The 16,542-nt window shown below is 66.2% G+C and carries 12 protein-coding genes and 2 tRNA genes; 7 read left to right on the top strand and 7 right to left on the bottom strand.

Annotated elements, in window-relative coordinates:
• Positions 1-827: 827 nt before the first annotated feature.
• The 3 genes from FOC40_RS02010 to FOC40_RS02000 form a co-directional block, all read right to left on the bottom strand.
• Positions 828-917: transfer RNA gene (locus FOC40_RS02010), tRNA-Ser, on the bottom strand.
• A gap of 78 nt (positions 918-995) precedes the next feature.
• Positions 996-1,082 (bottom strand) — tRNA-Ser (locus FOC40_RS02005).
• An 82-nt stretch (positions 1,083-1,164) separates the two neighbouring features.
• Entirely contained in the window at positions 1,165-2,505 is a 1,341-nt protein-coding gene (locus FOC40_RS02000) for an AGE family epimerase/isomerase (RefSeq protein WP_039929667.1), read from the bottom strand.
• Between the two features lie 249 nt (positions 2,506-2,754).
• Between FOC40_RS02000 and pgm the strand changes: the two genes are divergently transcribed.
• Positions 2,755-4,431: a phosphoglucomutase (alpha-D-glucose-1,6-bisphosphate-dependent) gene (gene pgm / locus FOC40_RS01995; RefSeq protein ID WP_004565644.1), complete on the top strand. Its 1,677-nt coding sequence runs from the start codon at positions 2,755-2,757 to the stop codon at positions 4,429-4,431.
• Positions 4,432-4,535: 104 nt separating this feature from the next.
• Here the strand turns inward: pgm and FOC40_RS01990 are convergent, their stop codons facing one another.
• The 3 genes from FOC40_RS01990 to FOC40_RS01980 form a co-directional block, all read right to left on the bottom strand.
• Positions 4,536-5,054: a DUF4853 domain-containing protein gene (locus FOC40_RS01990; protein ID WP_004565645.1), complete on the bottom strand. Its 519-nt coding sequence runs from the start codon at positions 5,052-5,054 to the stop codon at positions 4,536-4,538.
• A gap of 74 nt (positions 5,055-5,128) precedes the next feature.
• Positions 5,129-6,736 carry an alpha/beta hydrolase gene (locus FOC40_RS01985; protein ID WP_004565646.1) on the bottom strand — a complete coding sequence of 536 codons (1,608 nt, stop codon included), beginning with the start codon at positions 6,734-6,736 and terminating at the stop codon, positions 5,129-5,131.
• Entirely contained in the window at positions 6,733-7,059 is a 327-nt protein-coding gene (locus tag FOC40_RS01980; protein ID WP_050755242.1) for a hypothetical protein, read from the bottom strand. Before FOC40_RS01980 ends, FOC40_RS01985 begins: the two co-directional genes overlap by 4 nt.
• A gap of 207 nt (positions 7,060-7,266) precedes the next feature.
• Between FOC40_RS01980 and FOC40_RS01975 the strand changes: the two genes are divergently transcribed.
• The 5 genes from FOC40_RS01975 to FOC40_RS01955 all read left to right on the top strand — a co-directional run bounded on the left by FOC40_RS01975 (position 7,267) and on the right by FOC40_RS01955 (position 14,015).
• A complete protein-coding gene (locus tag FOC40_RS01975) occupies positions 7,267-8,541 on the top strand; it encodes a hypothetical protein (RefSeq protein WP_004565648.1) in 1,275 nt (424 codons plus the stop codon).
• Positions 8,538-9,836 (top strand): hypothetical protein, encoded by a 1,299-nt coding sequence (locus FOC40_RS01970; RefSeq protein WP_004565649.1) that lies wholly within the window; start codon positions 8,538-8,540, stop codon positions 9,834-9,836. Before FOC40_RS01975 ends, FOC40_RS01970 begins: the two co-directional genes overlap by 4 nt.
• Positions 9,829-11,349 (top strand): multicopper oxidase domain-containing protein, encoded by a 1,521-nt coding sequence (locus FOC40_RS01965; RefSeq protein ID WP_196773358.1) that lies wholly within the window; start codon positions 9,829-9,831, stop codon positions 11,347-11,349. Before FOC40_RS01970 ends, FOC40_RS01965 begins: the two co-directional genes overlap by 8 nt.
• 151 nt (positions 11,350-11,500) lie before the next feature.
• The gene (locus tag FOC40_RS01960; RefSeq protein WP_004565651.1) at positions 11,501-12,721 is read left to right on the top strand and encodes an MFS transporter; all 1,221 of its coding nucleotides are present in this window, start codon (positions 11,501-11,503) and stop codon (positions 12,719-12,721) included.
• A gap of 46 nt (positions 12,722-12,767) precedes the next feature.
• Complete coding sequence (locus FOC40_RS01955; RefSeq protein WP_004565652.1) at positions 12,768-14,015, top strand: App1 family protein; 1,248 nt, start codon at positions 12,768-12,770, stop codon at positions 14,013-14,015.
• Between the two features lie 487 nt (positions 14,016-14,502).
• On the opposite strand, the gene FOC40_RS01950 is transcribed toward FOC40_RS01955, so the two are convergent.
• Complete coding sequence (locus FOC40_RS01950) at positions 14,503-15,117, bottom strand: LytR C-terminal domain-containing protein (protein WP_196773357.1); 615 nt, start codon at positions 15,115-15,117, stop codon at positions 14,503-14,505.
• Positions 15,118-15,321: 204 nt separating this feature from the next.
• Between FOC40_RS01950 and FOC40_RS01945 the strand changes: the two genes are divergently transcribed.
• The gene (locus FOC40_RS01945; RefSeq protein WP_039929668.1) at positions 15,322-16,470 is read left to right on the top strand and encodes an acyl-CoA dehydrogenase family protein; all 1,149 of its coding nucleotides are present in this window, start codon (positions 15,322-15,324) and stop codon (positions 16,468-16,470) included.
• Positions 16,471-16,542 lie beyond the last annotated feature (72 nt).

Below are 16,542 nucleotides of genomic sequence, written 5' to 3'. Positions count from 1 at the left end.
TAGCGAGCAGCTCTGTTGGAATGCCGCGAGTGCAGGGGGCGTAGGCGTTGCATACTATCCTCTTTGTTCGTCTGAGCCCTTTGCGCATCACACCAGAGACGTTGTACCGAAAACTATGGACAGTCAGCGACGCGCACCACTCATTAGGATACTGAATAACGTTATCCATGTAATTTCTGAATGATAATGATTGATGTGAGCTTTACCATCTGACCCATGCGGCCTGCGAGAACACTTTTATAAACTACTTTCAGGCTTGACACTTATCATCTCGGTCAGAATTAGAAGCACCCCTGTGAATAATCGCCGGCACTCTGATTTTAATTGCCCTAAATTCCAACAGTAGTCACTCCACTATCACCTGAAGCTGCACGCACAATGACCATCGGGTCAAGACAGGCGCATGCCTCGACACAACGATCTGTTACTTGCTGGAACAATGAACTACCAACGCAACACTCACCCCACACACAACGGTGCACTGTCCATCAGTTCACAACGAGGGTGCCTCAATGTTGACCAAACCCTCTTCAGATCCTTCTCAACACCCACTCCTCGGCGCACGGCACCTACCCTGTCCCACCGGAGCGCCCTGTCGCACCCAAGCGCCCCATCATCGAGTCACGGGACTCCGGTGGGCTCCACACGACGGGAAGACCACATAGTGACGCAGCTCCACGCCCCCAGGAGGCGACGAGTACCAGCGTCACAAGTCGCCCAACAGTCCCGCTATTCGTGCCACCCCTGACGCTTGATGACGGCCGTGACAATCACTCTACAAGCAACGAAAACCCCCGGAATTCCGATGGAATCCCGGGGGTTGTGCGCGGAGACGGCGGGATTTGAACCCGCGAGGGGCTATGCACCCCTACCTCCTTAGCAGGGAGGCGCACTCGACCGGACTATGCGACGTCTCCAGTGCCGACTACTTTAGGGCATTTTCGCCGCGAGCGCGAACGTGCGCCCGCCGCGACGCCCGAAGGCGGCCGGCTCGGCGGAGGGCGAGGGATTCGAACCCCCGGTGCCATTGCTGACACAACGGTTTTCAAGACCGTCTCTTTCGGCCACTCAGACAGCCCTCCAGACGCGGAACATCCTACAGGACCAGGCCCGGGGATGCGACCCTCGCATCCCCGGGCCCGAGCCCATCAGAGATCCGATGCGTCAGCCGCGCAGCCCGAAGAAGTTCCAGGACTTCTTGTCGGGGGCCGGTTCCTCGGGGCGGTCAAGGAGGCCGCGCGAGAGCGCGGGGGCCGTCGGGGGCCACAGCGGCAGGCGGATCGCGAGCGTCGCCTGGACGGCATGGTAGACGTCCCAGCGCGACGACTTCGCAGGCTGCACGTTCTCGTTACAGGGGCCGAGGCGACGCACCCACCGACCGGGCTGGCTGATGAGGTAGTCGTGGATGTAGTCGACGAAGGAGCGGTAGCAGTGCTCGAAGTGCTCGACGTCGGAGACGCGCGCGCCGTCGTCCAGCATGGCGCGACGCACGGCGACGGTGGCACACACGCCCTCGCAGACGACCCACTGCTGATGTTCGTCCTCGCCGGGTACGGGGTCGCCCTCGTCGTTGACGCCTGTGGAGAAGCCGGGATTGCCGTCGGTGCGACGCCAGCCGTCGACGCGGGCACGCTCGAAGAGCTCGGTTCCCATCTCGAGGAGGTAGTCGGGCACGGTCCACCCCATTGAGCGCAGGCCGGCACGCACCTGCAGCGCGAAGCGCGCAAGCTGCATTGAGTGGCCAGTGACGTAGCCCTCGTAGTAGCGACGTCCGTCGTTGAGGAGCTTGCCGGCCTCGGGGCTGGGTTGCCAGTTCTCGTCAAAATACTCGGGGATGCGCCAGCCATTCTTGGAGGCGATCTTGTAGGCGAAGGCCGTCATCTTCTCGGCGCGGTCGAGCCATTCGGGCTCGGTTGTCGCCTCGGCCGCGGCCATGTAGGCCTCGATCGTGTGGATGAGGGTGCCGAGGGTGTGGACGGGGACGGGCTCGTTGAAGGCCTCGTCATACTGATCCCACACGAGGCCGAAGTCGTCGGTCCAGAGCTCCTTCTGCTCCTCAAGCATGCGGTTGAGCAACTCGTGGGCTCCGGGGCGGTTTGCGACCGTCGCAGCGGCGACGCCCAGTAGCGCGTACACCGTGTGGTACTGCGACTTGACGCGCGCATCCTCGTCCCACGGTACGCCGTGACCGTCGGCATCGGGCTCGGGCTTGATCGCGAACCACATGCCGCCGTTGACGGGGTCCGTGAAGCAGTTGGTGAGCGCCTTGACGGCGTGGTCGGCGTAGCGACGAGTGCCGGGCAGCCCCATGAGCGCGCCCAGCGAGAACACGTAGGCCATGCGACCAGTGACGGCCAGGTCAATCGATCGGGTCAGATCGGGCTTTCCATCGGCATCGAGGTGCGCGAAACCAGTCGCGACGATCGCGCCTTCTGCCTCTTCAATGAGTGCCTGCATGTGGCCGCTCAGCCAACGGTTATGTTCGATGGAATCAAACCATCCCACGATGTTCCTCCTGACAACACAGTCACGGTCTGCGGTGACCGACATCTCATAGGATAGTCGCTCGGCGCCGATTTTGGGAAAACGTGCATATCCCTATTTCTTCCCCGGGGACGAGGCCGGGGCCGCCCCCGCTCTCACCTGGCCTTTTTCACCTTCCCAGCCACGGCCTCGAACAAGAGAAAACAAGGAAAAGTCCACGCCGTGGGACGGTGCTACACACAAAGGGACGTAACGTGCAACACTGTCCCTATGCATGAACGAGCTGGCACACGTGCCCTACCTGAAGACCTCATCAACGTCGACGATGTCATCTCCGCTTACTACGACATCGTGCCCGACCCGACCGACGTGGGACAGCGCGTCGCGTTCGGCACCTCGGGTCACCGCGGATCCTCGCTGGACGCCAAGTTCAACGAGGCGCACATCATCGCCATCACCGCTGCGATCATCGAGTACCGCGCCTCCCAGGGCTTCAACGGTCCTCTGTTTATCGGCCGCGACACCCACGCCCTGAGCGAGCCCGCGTGGCGCACCGCCCTGGAGGTCCTCGCGGCCGCCGGCATCGACACGCGCATCGACTCGCGCGGCTCCTACACGCCCACCCCCGCCGTGTCCGTCGCCATCCTCGGCGCGAACGGCGCCCCGGGTAACCTGCGCACCGAGGGCGACGGCCTGGCCGACGGCATCGTCGTCACCCCCAGCCACAACCCCCCGCGCGACGGCGGCTTCAAGTACAACCCGCCTCACGGCGGCCCCGCCGATACCGACGCAACCGGCTGGATCGCTGCGCGCGCGAATGAGCTCCTCGACTCGGGTGAATGGAAGAACGTTCCCCGCGTCACCGGCTCCGATCTGCTGCACGACCCGAATATCAAGCCCTTTGACTACCTGGACTACTACGTCTCGCAGCTCGACCAGGTCATCGACATCGAGGCCATCCGTAACGCGGGCGTGCGCATCGGCGCCGACCCGCTCGGCGGCGCGTCCATCGACTACTGGGCGGCCATCGGTGAGCACTACGGCCTCGACCTGACCGTCGTCAACCCCGAGGTCGACCCGGCGTGGCCGTTCATGACCCTGGACTGGGACGGCAAGATCCGCATGGACTGCTCCTCGCCCTACGCGATGGCGTCCCTGCGCGAGGCCATGACCCCCGACGCCGAGGGAAACACCCCCTACGACATCGCGACCGGCAACGACGCGGATTCGGACCGCCACGGCATCGTCACCCCCGACGGCCTGATGAACCCGAACCACTTCCTGGCCGTCGCCATCGAGTACCTGTTCACGCACCGCCCCGGCTGGAACGCCGACGCGGCCGTGGGCAAAACCCTCGTGTCCTCCGCGCTCATCGACCGCGTCGTCGCCACCATGGGCCGCGACCTCATCGAGGTGCCCGTGGGCTTCAAGTACTTCGTCCCCGGCCTGCTGTCCGGTACCGTCGGTTTCGGCGGCGAGGAGAGCGCGGGAGCCTCGTTCCTGCGCAAGGACGGCACCGTGTGGTCGACCGACAAGGACGGCATCATCCTGGCGCTGCTCGCCTCGGAGATCCTGGCCGTGACCGGCAAGACCCCCTCCCAGCTGCACGAGGAGCAGGTCGAGCGTTTCGGCGCCTCCGCCTACGCCCGCATCGACGCGGCTGCCTCCCGCGAGGAGAAGGCGAAGCTGGCGGCCCTGTCCGCGGACGACGTGACCGCGACCGAGCTGGCCGGCGACCCGATCGTCGCGAAGCTGGTGCGCGCGCCCGGCAACGACGCGCCCATCGGCGGCCTGAAGGTGACGACCGAGTCCGCGTGGTTCGCAGCTCGCCCGTCGGGCACCGAGGACGTCTACAAGATCTACGGCGAGTCCTTCAAGGGTGCCGAGCACCTGGCCCAGGTCCAGGAGGCCGCCAAGCAGGTCGTGTCCGACGCCCTGAACGGCTGACGCTCTGATGGTGCCCGCTCACGCGGGTTGCGAAGGGGGGGGCGGCGCTCAATCGAGCGCCGCCCCCCCCTTCGTCATCTAGCAGGTTGCTGAGTTGGATCTCGTCACGACTGCGTGCCTGCGGCAACGTCCAGGAACCACTGCGGAATGCGGCCGGGCAGCTCCATGAGCATCTTCGGGTCACCCACGGACCCGTCGCTGAGCAGGGGATCCGTGTAGTAGTTGACGGACGTCAGCCAGCTCTCGGACACCATGACGTGGACGGTCGCACCGAAGCGTTCGCTACCCCAGATCAACACGGTGTCCGTCGTCCCGTCCTGCAGGACGTCCGCCTTTTCACTGCACACGAAACCGCGAGGGGCCAGCGCGGCATCAAACACGTCGCGAACGCGAATAGGGTCGTGCTCGTCGAAGTCGTAGCTGCGCGAGATGAAGGCGTACAGGACATGGTCGCCGACGTTGTTCCTGGTGATCACATCGTTGCGGTAGTAGCCGCGATAGTTCTCCCGCGTCATCAGCTGATCGCGGGCAGCAATGATCGCCGGCTCGACGTCGCGCTGGAAGGCCTCGATCGACTCCATGCGTGACGCTCGAGCGAGCAGTTCCTTCTGTTCCGAATTCATCCGTTATTCTCCTCGAAACGCGGCACCAGATACGTGCGCCGCCACAGCTGCCAGGATATCGTTCATCGACTCCCTCATCGCGTACTCCTTGGCACGCCGCGCCCCGCAACGACCTTCGAAATGTCGTCGAGCGCCTCGCTCCCCTCGTTGAAGTAGGAACTGTGTTTCCGGAAGGGTACAAACCATCCCTCACCGGGGCCGACATCCCCAGAGAGGTGGTTGTAGCCGGGCATTTTGGCAGGATTCTTACCGTATCGTCCGTCATCACCGAGGCCTTGAACGATGTCTTCTCGATACGGCGCCGCGCTCACCCAGGCGTGCCCCTTTTCGAGATGGAACTCGTCGACGCTCTGGACGCCGGACCCTGGGGAGCCAAACTGGATGAGATCATCGACGGCTCCCTTGTCGGTCATCGTCAGCGCCTTTCCAGCAGTCGTCGACCCGTAGGAGTGGGTCACGGCGGTCACGTGCGCGTCGCCCGCACCGTATTCACGCGACGCGTGCATGCCATTCAAGAAGCCAGCGAGCTGCTTGGCGCCAGCATCCGCTTTGCGGATCATCGCTGCCTCGATCTTATTCTGTGGCGCGTCGTAGCCAAGGTAAGAGACCATCGCAACCTCCTCGCCGTGGGCATGCTTGCGGACGTTCGCACCCATGACGGAGGCCTTGTCATCGTAGTCATCCAGGTTGTTGGCCACGTTCGAGTACAGTCCCGGCACGATGACACCAATGTGCTTGGCAGTATCGACGTTTCCCTGTGCGACGATCGCCGTCACGCGCGGGTTAGAGGTGTCGATCCCCAGAAGCTGACGAGGCATACCGTCTTCGTCCGAGCGATCCAGCGTTGTTCTGATGTTCCTGACGGCTTCTGCTCGCTCCTTGAGCTTCTTGAGAGTTGCAGCCTCGAACGGGTCAATGATCAGGCCGACCTTCTTCTTATACTCCTCGTATTCAGCCTCGAGTTTCGGCAGCTCGATGTCGAGCACGAGGCGATTTGCCTTATCCCTCGACGTCCCGTCGACACCGTCAAGCTTGCCGATCTCATACGGGTGCTCATTGATGAGCTTTTCTTTTTGCTCCGGGGTGAGCGAGGACCACCACTTGGCGACTTCCTTCGCCGTTGCGCCCGGCGGGGGCAGCTTCGGCGACGAGTCTTTGCCGATGGACGCCACTGCACCCAGCGCTCCGGCTACGCCGGGCATCGATAGGGCGAGCAGTTTCGACCGTATCTCGCTCACCATGTCCCGCGCTGCACGGAGGATCTCTGCGACGCGATCGGCCAGCTGCTTCATCGACTGGCGAATCCGGCGCGCGTCGTCTTTCGAGACCTCCATGGGGCCGACATACCCGATGGAACCATCCGGGTGAATGGCCAGCATATTGCGGGCGGCAGCTGCTTCCGCGCTCGCCACTGCCGAACAAATGCTCGCGACTCCATGCGCGGCGAACGACAGGACGTCACTCAGCGCGCCCAGCTTATCTTCCTGCTTCGCTATCTCGGCCGCGTCCTGGCGAAGGGCAGCCTGAGCCGCGGTAACCGTCCGACCGACGCCGCCCAGAGCATCCACTCCGGCGCGCAGGTCGTCACCGGCCTGCGCAAGTACCCGCTGCTTGTCCGCATAAGACCGAGCCTGCTCGCTGAGCGGCCCCATCTGCCACTGACGCAGATCAGCCCACTTCATCGTTCGCTCACGCCCCCAAAGCCAAGTCCCCGAATGATCGAGGACATGAGCTGACCATTGTCTTCTTCGGTAGCGATGAAGTCCCTATCGGCAGCGTCGAGGGAATCAGCGTGATTATCCAAGTTTCGTCCGAGCACCGTGCACGTGTCCACGCACTTCTCTTCGACGCTCTGCATCAGTGACGTGAGCTCCGCACCCGGCATTGCGGAGGCAAAGGCGCTGGCCCCTCCATCAGGACGAGCCTGCCGAACAGCATCCGCCACGTCGCGGGCCGTCGACGCAAGACGACGAAACTCGCCGGCGACGAAATGAAGATCGCTCATCAATTGCTCCATTGACTCTTGATAGTGACCCGCACAATATTACCGGACGGGTAGTCACGAGGTGCGTTTTCCCTTCGAAGGCCACCATAACCGTCCCAGCACGCAATTTCACCGCCTTCATCCCTAGAAAATTGCGAGCAAGGTCGCTACCTTGGCACTGTCCCCAGATGGGAACACCGGCAACGCCCACCTACTCCAGGAGCCCACATGAGCGAGGCATCCCGCCCACCCGCACGCGACGCGGGACCGGATGCACCAGCCCAGGCCTCGTCGATAGCGACGACGAGGCCTCCCATCCCCCGGCTGCCCGCCGGCCGCCTCGCGTTCCTGCTCCTCGCGGGCGCCGCGCTCCTGGCGGGCCTTGACGCATCCCTCGTGCGCCTGGGGGCGCTCGCACCCGTGGCCGCGACGAGCCTGGGGACCGTGCACGGACTCCTCATGATCTACGGGTTCCTGGGCACCGCGATCTGCCTCGAGCGCGCGGTCGCCCTGCAGTCCGACGGGCGGCGCGCGTGGGCGTACGCCGCTCCCCTACTCACCGGAGCCGGCGGAATCAGCGCGGTCATCATCTCCCTGAACGAGGGGGTGCGCGAGGTGCTCACGAACCTCCCGGTCCCCCGCTTCCTGGCCGCCCACCTGCCCGGATTCGCGCCCGAGCGGATGATGCCCGGTTTCCTCGTCACCCTCGGCATGGCGCTGCTGACGGCGATCTACTGCTACGTGTGGGCGCGCCGTCAGGCCACCCACGCGGTCCTCATCCAGCTGATGGGCGCTCTCATTGGCCTGGGCGGCATCCTCCTGTGGTGGCGAGGCCTCGAGACGCCGCGAGCGGTGCCCTGGTGGCTGGCCTTCCTGATCGTCACGATCGTCGGCGAGCGCGTCGAGCTCGCGCGCCTCGCCTTCGCGTCCGGCTCGACCGAGCGGCGCATCACGGCCGAGAGCGCCGCGCTCATGGTGGGCCTGACCGTCGCGCTCTACTCCCCGACGATCGGTTACCCCCTGATCGGTCTCTCCCTCGGCGTCCTCGCAGCGGACACCGCGTGGCACGACGTCGCGCGCGGCACCGTGCGCATGAGCGGCCTGCCTCGCCTGGCGGCCGTGTGCATGCTGAGCGGCTACGCATGGGCGCTTGTACCCGCGTTGATGTGGGTCATCGCTCCGCCCGCTTTCGACGGATACGGCTACGATGCGGGCGTCCACGCGATCACGATCGGCTTCGTCGTCTCGATGCTGCTGGCCCACGCTCCCGTCATCATCCCGGCCGTCGCCCGGCGCGAGGTCCCCTACCACGGCGCCATGTGGGTCCCCTTCGCATTCCTGCAGGTCTCCCTCCTGCTGCGTCTCCTCGCGGGCGCGCGCGAGGCCGCCTACCCGTGGCGCCTGGGCGGCACCCTCGGGGTCGTCGGCATGCTCCTCTTCGTCGCGACGACGCTGACGGTGACGATACGCCGGGCGCGCGCCAATGCTCGGGAGGCCCGATGAACAAGCCTCGCGTTCCCCGCACCGACCGCGCGACCTCCGTCTGGATGTGCGTGGCAGCGATCGCCGCGGCGATCACGATCATCGCCCGAGGCCGCATCCCGCAGAACCTGTGGACGATGATCCACCTGGTGACCCTCGGCGTCCTGTCAAACGGGATTTTCCAGTGGTCCTGGTACTTCACGCGCGCGCTCGCCCACCTGGCCCCGGACGATCGGCGGGCCGGGCGCGACAACACCGTGCGCATCACGGCGTTTAATCTCTCCCTCCTGCTCCTCATCGGTGGCATGTGGTCGGGCTTGTGGCACGCGACCGTCACGGGCGCGACCGTTGTCGGCGCGATCGCGGCCTGGCACGGGTGGGCGCTGCTCACCGCGTCCCGCGAGCGCCTGGCCTCGCGTTTCGCGGTCATCATCCGCTACTACATCGCGGCCGCGTTCTTCCTGGTGGTGGGCGCGACGCTGGCGGGTTTCGTCACGGCGGCCATGTTCGACGCGGACGCTCCCACGTGGTTGGCCAAGGCCCGGGACCGCCTGACGGTCGCCCACGCGCTGGCGGGGATCGCCGGATGGGTGGGCTTGACGATGGGCGGGACCCTGGTGACGCTGGGGCCAACCGCGATGCGTACGCGCATGGATCCGCGAGCCGTGTCCTTCGCGACGAGCGCCCTGCCCCTGTGGGTGGCTGCGCTTCTCGTCGCCGGCACGGGCGCTGTGGCCGGGTCGATGCGCGTGACTTCCGTGGGTCTCCTCGTCGTCGTGGGCGCGGCCACCCTGGGCGTGGGCATTCCGCTGGTCCGCGTGGCGCTTAAGAAGGGGCCGGCTGAATACGGTGCGTGGTCTCTCATGCTGGGCGCCGCATGGATCCTCGTTGCCGGCGCGGGAACGTCCCTGCGCGCCTTCCAGGCGACGGACGCGACCGGGCTGCGCTCGGCTTTCCTCGCGTGGATGCCGATCCTGGGCGCGGCCGGGCTAGGCCAGCTCTTTGTCGGTGCGCTCACCTACCTGATGCCCGTCGTGATTGGCGGCGGCCCATCCGCGGTGCGCGTCGGCGTCGGCGTGCTCGAGGCCGGGGCGCCCATCCGGGAGACCGCTCGCAACGTGGCCGCGGTCCTCGCGCTCGCCGTCGCGGCCCTGGGCGGAACCTCCGCCGAACGCCTCACCATCGCCGCGTGGGTGGTCCTGCTGGCCACCTACCTTGTTGACATCGTCCTCATGGCCCGCTGCGGCGTCGCCCAGGCGCGCGCCAAACGCGCCGCCGCTTCATCCCCCACCACACAAGGAGGCAGCCGTGGCTGACCTGAACCTGTCCGCTTCGCCGTCGTCGGGAGGCAAGAAGCCGAAGGCGCCCGCCCCGAAAGTCCCCACGACGGGAACCCCCAAGCTGCGCATGAGCCCTGCGGGCGATCACTCGCCCGTGAGCCGCACGGCCGGAGCGATCGTCGGCGTCGTCTCCGTCGTGGCGCTCGCTCTCGCGATCTTCCTGTCCAACCCGTCCGCGCCCACGACGCAGAGCACGGGAACGGGGACCGGGACCACGGCCTCGTCTGTGACACCGACCGGACACACGACCCGCGTGTCGGTGGGGGTCGAGGGCATCGCTTTCACACCAAACCACATTGAGGTGCCGGTCGGCGACCGCCTGGTCATTGACTTCACGAACTCGGGGGACCAGCGCCATGACCTGGTATTTGAGACGGGCGTGTCGTCCGGGTCGCTCGCGTCGGGTGAGACAAAGGAACTGGACCTCGGCATCATCTCCGGCGACGTCGAGGGCTGGTGCTCCCTACCGGGACACCGTGAGCTCGGCATGACCCTGCACGTGCAGGCCACGGGCGCGTCATCGTCGTCCTCGTCCTCCTCGGGAACCTCGGCCTCGGGCAGCCACGCGCACCACGGGCACGACCACGGCCAAGACGCCGCCGCCGGTCCCGCCACCCCGACGGCCCTGACGGACTACGCGGAGACCATCGACGCGCGAGACCCTGTGCTGCCGCCCGCCACGAACGAGACCGAGCGCCACTACACCTTCACGGTCACCGAGCAGACCGTCAACGTGACAAGCTCACTGACGCGCGAGTCGTGGACCTTCAACGGGGACGCTCCCGGCCCGATCCTGCGCGGACACATCGGCGACACCTTCCATATCACGCTCGTCAACAACGGGACGATGAGCCACTCGCTGGACTTCCACGCGGGCCTCGTCGCCCCCGACAACGTCATGCGCTCGATCGAGCCCGGGCAGACGCTCGAGTACACCTTCGTCGCCAAGAACGCGGGCATCTGGCTCTACCACTGCTCGACCGCGCCCATGTCGATGCACATCGCAAACGGCATGTTCGGGGCCGTCATCATCGACCCGACCGACCTGGATAAGGTCGACCGCGAGTACATCATGGTTGCCTCCGAGCTCTACCTGGGCGCGGACGGGCAGCCCGCTGACGCCTCGCTCCTGTCGGCCCTGCAGCCCAACGCGATGGCCTTCAACGGCGTGCCCTTCCAGTACAAGGCGCACCCGATCCAGATCAAGACCAACGAGCGCGTGCGCGTGTGGGTCATGGACGCGGGCCCGAACCTGGCAACCACCTTCCACGTCGTGGGTACCCAGTTCGACACCGTGTGGCGCGAGGGCGCCTACGTGATCCGAGGCGGCGGAAGCGGCGGCGGCTGGGGACAGGTCCTCACACTGGGCGCCGCCGAGGGCGGATTCGTCGAGTTCACGCCGCTCGAGGCCGGCCACTACACCTTCGTCAACCACGCTCTCTCCCTGGCGGAAAAGGGCCAGGTCGGCGTCTTCGAGGTGACCGACTAGACCTTTCCCCGTTCCCCGGCCACGGCCTCGTCCTTTGTGACGAGGCCGTGGTTTATTCGCGGACTCCCCTCCCCGTGCGGAGGGCCCGAATGGTTACGAACACCCCATTCCACTTGGCTTTCGGCACGCTGCCCGGCGATAGAATGGATGGATGCTCGGCACCTATCTTGACATTCTGCGTTACCGCCAGTCCTGGAAATTCTCCGCGGCTGGACTTGTGCTACGCATGCCGATGTCCATGGTGGGACTGTCAACGATCCTCATGGTGCGCACTGAGTACGGCAACTACACGCTGGCCGGCGCGGTTTCCGCAGTCAACATCATCGTCATGGCGATATGCGCGCCCATTCTCGCGCGCCACGTCGACCGCTACGGGCAGCTGCGCGTCATGGGTCCCGCGTGGATCATCGCGACCCTGTCGATGTGTGGCCTCGTCGCCGCCGTCTTCATGCACGCCCCCGAGTGGCTACTCTTCATCCCGGCGGCCCTCGCGGGCGCCACGTGGGGAGCGCCCGGTGCGCTCGTGCGCTCGCGCTGGTCGACGATCCTGCACAAACCGGGCCAGCTGCCGACCGCCTACGCCCTCGAGTCCGCGGTCGACGAGTTTGTCTACATCGTGGGCCCCGTGCTCTCCACGGTCCTGGGCACCGCCCTGCACCCGGCCACCGGCCTCATTATCTCAATCGTCAGCCTGGCGGTGGGCGGCGCTCTCTTCCTGTCGCGCCGCGACTCCGAGCCCGCGATCATCCCCTACGATCCGAGCGCCCCGCGCGAGTCCGTTATCCGCAAGCCCGTCGTCCTCGTCATGGCCGCGACCTACATCGGCATGGGTATGACGTTCGGCGCGATGGAAGTGTCGATGGTCAGCTTCACCGAGGAGCTGGGTGCCCCCGCACTCGGCGGCATCCTCCTGGCCCTCTTCTCGATCGGCTCACTGACGGCCGCCCTCGTGTACGGCGCCCGCACGTGGAGGCGCCCCACCTGGCAGCTCTTCGTCATCGGCGTGATCGCGATGGCGATCGGCATGAGCCTGTTCCCCGTGGCATTCAGCGTCTGGACAATGGCCATCGTCATCCTCATCACGGGCCTCACCTGCGCCCCCACGATGACGAACGTCAACGTCATTATCCAGAATTCCGTCTCCCCCGCGAAGCTCACCGAGGGCCTGACCTGGATGTCCACCTCGATCAACCTGGGCACGTCGCTGGGCACGGCGATCGCCGGACCCGCGATCGACGCAATCGGCGCGCGCGGCGGCCTGTTCACCATGGCCGGCGCGGGGTGGGCGATGGTCCTCCTCATGCTCATCGGCCTGCCCGCGCTGCGTAAGGGCACCGCGGCCACCCCCAAGCCCACGCTGCCCCTCGACTGAGGACGCAACCCCGTCGATTCTTGCGCCCGCACGGGCGCGAGGACCTATGATTGCCATCATGCGCCTCCGACCGCCCCTCATCGACGACGAATCACCCTCGCTCGCGCTCGCCCTGACGGCAGGCGTGGGTGAATTTGCCTCATCTCTGCTGGTCGCCGCCATGTCGCAGGGCTGGTACTACCCGGGCGTGGTCGGATTCGGCGGCATCGGCTCTGAACGCAGCGCCCGCATCCTCGGCCGCGTCCTCATGGCGCGCGGCGACGACGGTCGTTCCTGGCTGCAGACCCGGCGCGGATGGCGCCAGTTCTTCAACGCGCAGGTCCCCCGCCAGCCCGTGCTCATCACGGTCGGCAACGCGCGCCGACTCACCTTCGCGGACCGCGGCGGATTCGTCGACATGACGGTTCTGGGCCACGGCCTCGAGCCCGGCTGGCACGACGCGACCATCCAGGTCCTGCACGCGGGCGACGTGCGCGCACTCGGCCTGTCCGAGGACACCGCCACCAAACTCGCGACCACTCTGCGCACGGCGACCCCTCTGCCTGCCCCGGCCTCGGCGATGTACGAGCGCCCCCGCAAGGGCCATATCCGCGCCGGCCGCCCCACCTCCGTTCGACTGCGCATCGTGTCGGATCACGAGCATTTCGGCGTGGTCTCTGACATCGATGACACCGTCATGGTGTCGATGCTGCCGCGCCTGGTCACGGCCGCGAAGCACGCCTTCCTGGACCGTGTGTCTTCGCGCGAGGCCGTCCCCGGCATGGCGCACCTGCTGACGACGCTGACGACGTCGTCGGCCTCATCGGAGGGCGTGCCCGAGGGCACCCACTCCCCCGTCATGTACCTGTCCACCGGCGCGTGGAACGTGGTGCCGACGGTGCGTTCCTTCCTGGAGCGCTCCGGCTACCCGGCCGGCGGCTTCCTCATGACGGACTTCGGCCCCTCGAATACGGGATGGTTCCGTTCGGGGCCTGAGCACAAGCGCCGCGAGCTGCGCCGCCTGGCCCGCATGTTCCCGCACATGCGCTGGCTCCTCGTCGGCGACGACGGGCAGCACGACCCGGAGATCTACGCGGAGTTCACTCGCGAGTTCCCGCAGTGCGTCGCCGGCATCGCGATTCGTTCCCTGTCCGAGATCGAGCAGTTCATGGCACACGGCAGCTTCGAGGCCATGGTGCCCGACGCCCTGTGGACCGTCCCTGAGTCCGTCCCCGTCTGGTACGGGTCGGACGGCGAGGCGCTCCTGGAGAACATACGAGGCCGTGGCACAGCCGGGCCGCTGACCAGCCGCTGAGCGGGCAAGCCCGCCGGTGTGATGCTGCTTGTGGCCCCACGGGCCGCTCTCCCATCAATTTCGCATGCAATTCCCCCCGCCGAGGGGCCCGGCCACTCTGATGCGCACGCTGTCGAGGGCCTGGCCGGGGTTCTCGTGACTCGGGCCCACGTTGCGCGCTCGCACGTTAGCCCTTGATTGTGCGTGCAAACCCCTTGATGCGCACGTGAACCGCTAGACATGCGTGTGGGCGGCGCTGCCCACACGCATGTCATCGGGCCCACGTGCGAGTTGTCGGGCCCACGTGCGCTATCAGGGCACGTGCACTGGGCACGATGTCATAGTCACGGGAACGAGGCACATACAACCAACTAAAATAGCGGCTTTCCTGCTCGACAAAGCCGAAAAGTCACCCTTCCAGCAACACGTAGCGTCCTATAATCCGCGAACAAAACGATGCTCATCGACATAAAAAGGCCGCCCACTCGGGGCGGCCTTTTCTTCTGTCTTAGTCCTGCTTCGTGCCCGACATCGGTCGGCACTTCGCGGGCTGCTCGATCGAGTCGTTGGACTTGAGGACGCGCTGCACGTCCTCGGCGCTCATCGTGTCGTCATAGAAGGTGCCAAGTTCGACCGTGACGGTAGCATCCTCAGCGTCGCTGAGGCGCACGTGGGAGCCGGGGAAGAATCGGGCCACCGAATAGGCGGCGTCCACCGAGTCGGCGCGTGCCGTGATGCGCACCTTGCCGGTGTATTCGACGTCCGAGTTCGCCGGTTCCTCGGTCTGGAAGCCGGCGGTTGAGAGCATATCCGTGGCCTTGGAGGCCAGGCCCTGGTGCTGGGTGGTGTTGATGACCGTGACAGTGACCTGCGAGGGGGCCACGGGCTTCGCGTCCACCTTCGGACACGGGATGTCACCGGTCTCGGCGTACTTGACCTTGACGGAGAAGTCATTGCCGAACGGGACGGGAACGATTCCCGTGAACACGAGGGCGGCCGCCACCGCGGCCACTATCATCGCAATGCCGATGATAGCGAACGTCGTGTTCTGGCGCTGCTGACGCTCGCGCAGGAAACGCTGACGCGGAGTGAGGGCAGGACGGGGCGCGTTCGGAGTACTCACAGCATCCACCCTAGCTAATAGGGGCGGCCCGAGGCCAGACAACGCCCCGTCAGGCACATTACATCTCGCCAGCACGTCCCACTCAGCGTTACAGTTAGGTCACCCTGAGTAACGGGGCCATTACACGCGCTACCACCCCTCGAAGGGCACCGCCGTGTGCTAGGCGCCCCGGCCTCGTTCACCCCCACCGAAGAGAGGACCGCGATGAGCTTCCTGGATTCCGACCTGCTCGCCCGCATCCACGAGCGCGCCGCCGACGCGGACGCCGCCAACACCTACCCCGAGAAGGATCTGGAGGAGCTGCGCGAGGCCGGATACCTGTCGGCCTTCGTCCCCACCGAATTCGGGGGCGCGGGTCTGAGCCTGACCGAGATCGCCGCCGAGCAGACGGCGCTAGCCAAAGCGGCTCCCGGCACGGCACTGGGCATCAACATGCACCAGATCATCGTCGGCCTCGGTCGCTACCTGGTCGCCAACGGCAACGCGCGCGGTGAGCAGATCCTGCGCGACGCCGTCGCCGGCGAGGTCTTTGGCTTCGGCATCTCCGAGCCGGGCAACGACCTCGTGCTCTTCGGCTCCACAACGCGCGCGATCGCGACCGCAGACGGCGGCTACTCCTTCGAGGGCACCAAGATCTTCACCTCCCTGTCCCCCGTGTGGACGCGCCTGCTCATCTTCGGGCGCGCAGAGACCGAGGAGGGCCCCAAGTCCGTGTTCGGCATCGTCCACCGCGACGACGAGGGTTATTCGATCAAGGACGACTGGAACACGCTGGGTATGCGCGCCACCCAGTCCATGACGACCCTGCTCGAGGGCGTGACCGTGCCCGAGGAGCGCATCCTCACGATCACGGATCCGGGACCGAGTGCCGACCCGGTCATCTTCGGCATTTTCTCCCACTTCGAGATCCTGCTGGCCGCCACCTACCAGGGCGTCGGCGAGCGCGCGGTCGAGGTGGCCGCCGAGCACGTGGCAACGCGCCGCTCGGTGAAGAACCAGACGACCTACTCCAACGATCCCGACATTCGCTGGCGTATCGCCGAGGCCGCCCTCATCATGAATGCGGTCGGCCCGCAGATCCGCGAGCTTGCGCGCGACATCGACGAGGGCGTGGACCGCGGTCGCTCGTGGATGCCGCAGCTGTCCGCCGCGAAGAACGCGGCCGCCGAGGCCACGCTCCGCGCCGTCGAGCAGGCCATGCGCGCATGCGGCGGCAGCGCCTACTACAACACGCACGAGCTCTCGCGCCTGTACCGCGACGCGCTCGCCGGCCTCTTCCAGCCCTCCGATCAGGAGTCCCTGCACGCCGCGTGGGCAAACCTGATCCTGGGCCCCATCGAGAAGGCTCAGTAGGCTTGCGCAGACTTAAGGGGCGGGCCCGAGGATGTCCTCGGGCCCGCCCTCCGTTATGCGCGCGTCATGCGC

This window comes from Schaalia odontolytica, from assembly GCF_009730335.1.
Taxonomy (GTDB): domain Bacteria; phylum Actinomycetota; class Actinomycetes; order Actinomycetales; family Actinomycetaceae; genus Pauljensenia; species Pauljensenia dentiphila.
This window is presented reverse-complemented; position numbering and strand designations above follow the sequence as displayed.

What these genes read in the sequence shown, in the direction of transcription:
- FOC40_RS01955 (WP_004565652.1), top strand. Translation starts at nt 12,768, where the DNA reads ATGATTGCCATCATGCGCCTCCGACCGCCCCTCATCGACGACGAATCA.
- FOC40_RS01970 (WP_004565649.1), top strand. Translation starts at nt 8,538, where the DNA reads ATGAACAAGCCTCGCGTTCCCCGCACCGACCGCGCGACCTCCGTCTGG.
- FOC40_RS01945 (WP_039929668.1), top strand. Translation starts at nt 15,322, where the DNA reads ATGAGCTTCCTGGATTCCGACCTGCTCGCCCGCATCCACGAGCGCGCC.
- FOC40_RS01985 (WP_004565646.1), bottom strand. Translation starts at nt 6,736, where the DNA reads ATGAAGTGGGCTGATCTGCGTCAGTGGCAGATGGGGCCGCTCAGCGAG.
- FOC40_RS01975 (WP_004565648.1), top strand. Translation starts at nt 7,267, where the DNA reads ATGAGCGAGGCATCCCGCCCACCCGCACGCGACGCGGGACCGGATGCA.
- FOC40_RS01980 (WP_050755242.1), bottom strand. Translation starts at nt 7,059, where the DNA reads ATGAGCGATCTTCATTTCGTCGCCGGCGAGTTTCGTCGTCTTGCGTCG.
- FOC40_RS01960 (WP_004565651.1), top strand. Translation starts at nt 11,501, where the DNA reads ATGCTCGGCACCTATCTTGACATTCTGCGTTACCGCCAGTCCTGGAAA.
- pgm (WP_004565644.1), top strand. Translation starts at nt 2,755, where the DNA reads ATGCATGAACGAGCTGGCACACGTGCCCTACCTGAAGACCTCATCAAC.
- FOC40_RS01990 (WP_004565645.1), bottom strand. Translation starts at nt 5,054, where the DNA reads ATGAATTCGGAACAGAAGGAACTGCTCGCTCGAGCGTCACGCATGGAG.